The 4,592-nt window shown below is 60.6% G+C and carries 4 protein-coding genes and 2 pseudogenes; 3 read left to right on the plus strand and 3 right to left on the minus strand.

Annotation, left to right across the window (positions count from 1 at the left end):
* Window positions 1–252: 252 nt before the first annotated feature.
* A complete protein-coding gene (locus ACFWI9_RS33005) occupies window positions 253–912 on the minus strand; it encodes a transposase (protein ID WP_387168623.1) in 660 nt (219 codons plus the stop codon).
* A gap of 739 nt (window positions 913–1,651) precedes the next feature.
* A pseudogene (locus ACFWI9_RS33010) lies at window positions 1,652–2,182 on the minus strand (transposase).
* Window positions 2,183–2,357: 175 nt separating this feature from the next.
* On the opposite strand from ACFWI9_RS33010, the gene ACFWI9_RS33015 reads away from it, so the two are divergent.
* The 3 genes from ACFWI9_RS33015 (at window position 2,358) to ACFWI9_RS33025 (ending at window position 4,411) form a co-directional block, all read left to right on the plus strand.
* On the plus strand, window positions 2,358–3,005 hold the full coding sequence (locus tag ACFWI9_RS33015) for a response regulator (protein WP_387168626.1): 648 nt from the start codon (window positions 2,358–2,360) through the stop codon (window positions 3,003–3,005).
* A gap of 177 nt (window positions 3,006–3,182) precedes the next feature.
* On the plus strand, window positions 3,183–4,292 hold the full coding sequence (locus tag ACFWI9_RS33020) for a sensor histidine kinase (RefSeq protein WP_387168629.1): 1,110 nt from the start codon (window positions 3,183–3,185) through the stop codon (window positions 4,290–4,292).
* Window positions 4,289–4,411 (plus strand): hypothetical protein, encoded by a 123-nt coding sequence (locus ACFWI9_RS33025; RefSeq protein WP_387168632.1) that lies wholly within the window; start codon window positions 4,289–4,291, stop codon window positions 4,409–4,411. Before ACFWI9_RS33020 ends, ACFWI9_RS33025 begins: the two co-directional genes overlap by 4 nt.
* Window positions 4,412–4,422: 11 nt before the next feature.
* Here ACFWI9_RS33025 and ACFWI9_RS33030 read toward each other — a convergent pair.
* A pseudogene (locus tag ACFWI9_RS33030) lies at window positions 4,423–4,592 on the minus strand (IS5/IS1182 family transposase); the annotation flags it as partial.

Here is a 4,592-nt window from a genome sequence, read left to right on the forward strand (position 1 = left end):
GTACCGCTTCGCGTACTTACTTCCCACCTGGTGCTACTTCCTCTGGAACCTCAAGATCCCAGTCTCCAGGTGTCCAAGAGCAAGGGGAAGCTTCACTCGACTCCCTCCAAACAACCTGAGGTGCTGGACCGGCATCTGCAACACCTGCCACCGGGCCCCTACTCAGACGATCGGGCAGACACCGCCCACCACCGCCAGCACCGACCTAACCGAGTCCTACTACTGCTGGGTTCCTCAAAGGGAGTACAGATATCAGAGGCGTAGGCGTCGGGTGGGTGGTGCGGGTCTGCCCCAGGGTCGGGCTCGGGCGTTGAGCTGGGTTGTTGCGAGTCGGGTGGCTTGTTCGATCTCGGTCGGGTTGGCGACGGACTGACGCGCGAAGGCGGTCTTGCGGAAGACACACCACCAGCCTTCCGGGAGGTTGAACCAGCATGCGCCGACCGGGATGAACACGTGCCGGATCCTGGGATGCTCATCCAGCCAGGCGCGGATGGAGACGCGGTTGTGCGAGGAGAGGTTGTCGGTGATCACGTAGATGTCGTCGGCGGGGTTGGCGTCCTCGAGTTCTTGCAGGAACTGCTGGTAGAAGGCGCTGTTGCGTGACGATGCGGTCATGGTGATCTCCTGGCCGTCCGCCACACGTAAGCCGCCGTAGACCCAGGTCTTCTCCGGTCCGCGGCCGTGGTCGATCTCGCTCTTGATGCGGTGTCCGTCCGGCGGCCAGCCAGGTGCGGCGGGAAGGTGCGTGGGATCACCGGCCCGGGCTCGTCGGAGCAGGCGACCGTTGCAACGTCCGGCGGGTGGGTGCAAAGGCCGATGATCCGCGTCCTTTCCCTCGAAGTCACGGCCCTTGGACCGGTTCCAGGGACCGAGTACGGCACAACGCGCCCCCCTTCCAGCAGAATCCTGCACACCTGGGAACGTCTGATCTCGAGCACCATCGCGTGGGCCTGCTCGGCCAGTGCGTCAAGCATCCGCTCCGGCGGTCCTGCTTTGTCTCCCGCGAGGCTCTTCCTACCTGCCTGCATGGTGAGCCGGCCCGGCAGTGGCCGCTTGACCAGGCCGATGCTCGACCACTCGGTCTCAGCGATCCGCCGCTCGCGGCCCTGGCCACCGAGAACGTCCAAACCCTCCACACCAGCCCGGCTGAAGCGATGCAGCCAACAACGTACCGTCTTCTCACCGCAGCCCACCTCGACCGCGAATGCCGGCACCCGCATGCCCTACCAGCTCAACTCCACCATCCGATACCGCATCACCAGATCCCGCGGCGCTTTGCGTGCCCCGGCCAACCGGCGCACCACGGCTTCCTCATCACGGCCCGGCCGTGGACGTAACACCACCGTCAAGCGCCCGCCCCCAAGTACCGGAACCTTCCCGCCGCCAGCATCAACCCACCAAAAGCGGAACCCAGCACTACGCGTTGGAGCGCGACCGTGTCACCGGCTCAGACTAGTTTTGCGGGCTGTACAGGATCCGTCGCATAGTTGCACCGCGGGGTGCAATAATGGATGCTGTGAGATGTAGAACGTGATCAAGTCGAGGCCATCTCGCGGGCTCAAGTCGTTCGTGATGGAACTTCCCCTATTCCGGACTGAGGGCTGTCCCGTAGATGATCTACGGCGTGCTGGTTGACCAGCTCGTTTCCCTGTTACCGGGCGGGGGTGAGGTTGCGCAGGCAGGCGATCCCGAGCATGGCGTGGTGGACGCCGTCGCCTTTTCAGGCGGCAGTCGCGGAGGATCTTCCAGCTCTTCATGCGGGCGAAGGCGTGCTCGATGTGGGCGCGGGCCTTGCGGTTGGAGGTGTTGTGTTCCTCTTTCCAGGCTGGCAGTTCGGCATGGCCGCGTTCGCGGCGGTGCGGGATTACCAGGCCGGTGCCCCCGTAGCCGCCCTCCGCGGTCACCGTGGTTTTGCCGACGGCGTCCTTCGCATCGGACAGCTCTCATGCCTTGCAGTCGTTGCGGTTGCCGGGCGCAGGCGGCGCAGGGTCAGGTTGGTGCGCCGGTACGCGGCGACCAGCAGGCCCCGGTCCTCCAGAGACAGGCTCCAGGGACGGCCCTTGCGCACCGGATCCGCTCCTTCGCGCCGCAGTGCGGTGACCAGCTTGCTGAACTGGCGCGGGCTCAGTCCGGTAGACGGGACTATCCAGGACGGCTCCGACGCCGTGATCACGCGGGTCACAGCAAGATCATCTCACCCGTTACGAGCAGTTACGGGACAGCCCTTAGACAATCGCGAGGGAATACTCAGGAACGTAGAACCTGGATGCCCTAACGGTCGATACGGACCCCGCTACCGAGCCCTCATGTAACTCCGAGGGGACTCCCAGGATCGAGCAATCAAAAGGTAGAGAAAAATGAGTGATGGAAAGCAAATTTCCGTAGTGGTGGTTGACGACCACCCTGTTTACCGTGACGGCATTTCAAGAGGCCTCTCGCTGAGTGGCGAGATAGAGGTTCTGGCCGAGGCGGAGACGGGACGCGAAGCAATTAGTTTGATCCGTGAGAAAAATCCAGATGTCGCCATTGTGGATTACCGCCTTCCAGACCTAGACGGCATAGCGGTAATGCGCTTTATAGTGCAGGAAAAGACGCTGAAAACCCGAGTCCTGATACTTTCTGCTACCACGGAAAGTTCAGTAGTATTTCAAGCCATCGAAGATGGGGCAAGTGGCTACCTCCCTAAAGATGCCCGGCGGGCGGAGATCGTCGAAGCGGTAATTAATCTAAGCAGGGGCATGACGATTATCCCGACAGAGCTGACCGGGGCGCTGGCCGCGCAAATTCGAGTTCGCGCCAAACGTGACGCACCTGTTCTGACCGAGCGGGAGCGGCAGGTGCTCGAAGCCTTCTCTCGCGGGCTGAGCATCCCCCAAACCGCCGAAGAACTCTTTCTCGGCTCAGCAACGGTCAAGACCCACGCGCAACATCTTTACGAGAAGCTCCAGGTTTCTGACCGCGCTGCCGCAGTGGCTATGGCCATGCGACACGGGATTCTTCAGTAGGTAAATAGACTTTGGATATCGCAGATCGGTAGCGGAATGGTAGCTCTACGAAATGCTCTCTCGAAGTCGGTGCGGGAAATCACGGGTTGGGCGCTCTGCTCTCATCAAGATGTTCGCCTTCCCCGTGCCCTGCGGACGCAGGCGGCTTTGAGGCTTTGCTTTGTAGCCGCGCTGTTCGTGGAGCTGTTTGTCTTTCCACCCCAAGCCCACCCTCGCATAGCCCTGGCTATCGTCTTGGTCTACGGGCTATGGGGCGTTGCTGCTCTGATCGTGCCACTCGATTGGGCACCACACGCGTTTATGGTGTGGATGCCGCTGATCGACTTTTGCATCATGACTGCCTTCCTGGCCGTATCGGGAGGCTTTTCAGATCCTTCCTGGTCCTCGCCGGTGGCTCTCGATGTTTTCATGCTGATTCCCTTGCTTGCGGCTTTTTCTTTCAATCCTTTGGCATCTGCGGTTACGGGCATTCTTTGCTCTGTGACATACATAGCCGGGATCGGAATAGGGCACATGGGAAATACCCCCTGGGATTGGGCTTCGACTCACGCGTTGTTTATTTTGGTTCTCGCCTCGGGAAGCATTCTACTTTCGAATATTCAGCAAAGACGAGTCAGGCTGATCGGCAAACTCGACCTACATCGATCACGCCTGCTCGCAATGGTTATGTCTGCCGAGGAGCGAGAGCGGAATGATCTTGCAGAAGCACTCCATGATGGTGCCGTCCAGAACGTATTGGCTGCTCGCCACGAGGTGGAGGAGGCCCAATCGAGATGTGCCAGTGAGGCGCTCGCACGGGCCGATGTCCTGTTGAAGGAGGTGGCCAGTCAACTTCGTTCTTCCATCAAAGTTCTGCATTCCGAGGTGCTTGAGACGCGTGGCCTAGCTCACAGTTTGGTAGAGCTTACTGAACAGCTGCAGTTGCGCACTGACCTGTCAATACATGTTGATTGCCACCTCAACAGTGCTGGTGTGGCTGATCGGCTACTTTATCGCGCTGCTCGTGAGTTTCTGATTAATATCGAAAAACATGCCCACGCTAAGCATGTGTGGATTTCGCTAAAGCTAAACTCCTCGGAGATCGTCGAGCTACAGATATCTGATGACGGAGTCGGTATCCAAAAGGAGAGACTCGAGGAGAAGATCTCGGCTGGCCATCTCGGCCTCGAGTCGCAGCGATCTCGTATCGAAGGTGCGGGTGGACGGCTTTTCATTACCGCCAACGCTTCAAGAGGTACAACAGCTCGCGTGCTTCTCCCGGTCGCACCTGGGCAGTGCTCGTCGTGACCGGCCCAGCACGTCGCGTCCCGCATCTGGACGAGCGGCAGCGTCGGCTGTTGATGGCTGCCGAGGCCCGTTCCTGGGGCACGGCGGCGTCCGGGCTGCGGGACTGGCAGCTGCGGTGATTGAACCTCTTTCATCCTGAATGGTTGCGGGTCAGGAGTGTGTGGATGGCTTGGACGATGGTGCTGATGCGGCGGGTGGAGCATCTGGCTCGCCGTAGCAGTCGCCAGGACTTGAGCTGGGCGAAGGCGCGTTCGCCGGGCGCTCTGAGTCGTGCGTGGTCGCGGTTGAGCTGCTGGTAGT

It is taken from the genome of Streptomyces sp. NPDC127084 (assembly GCF_042724175.1).
Lineage (GTDB): Bacteria > Actinomycetota > Actinomycetes > Streptomycetales > Streptomycetaceae > Streptomyces.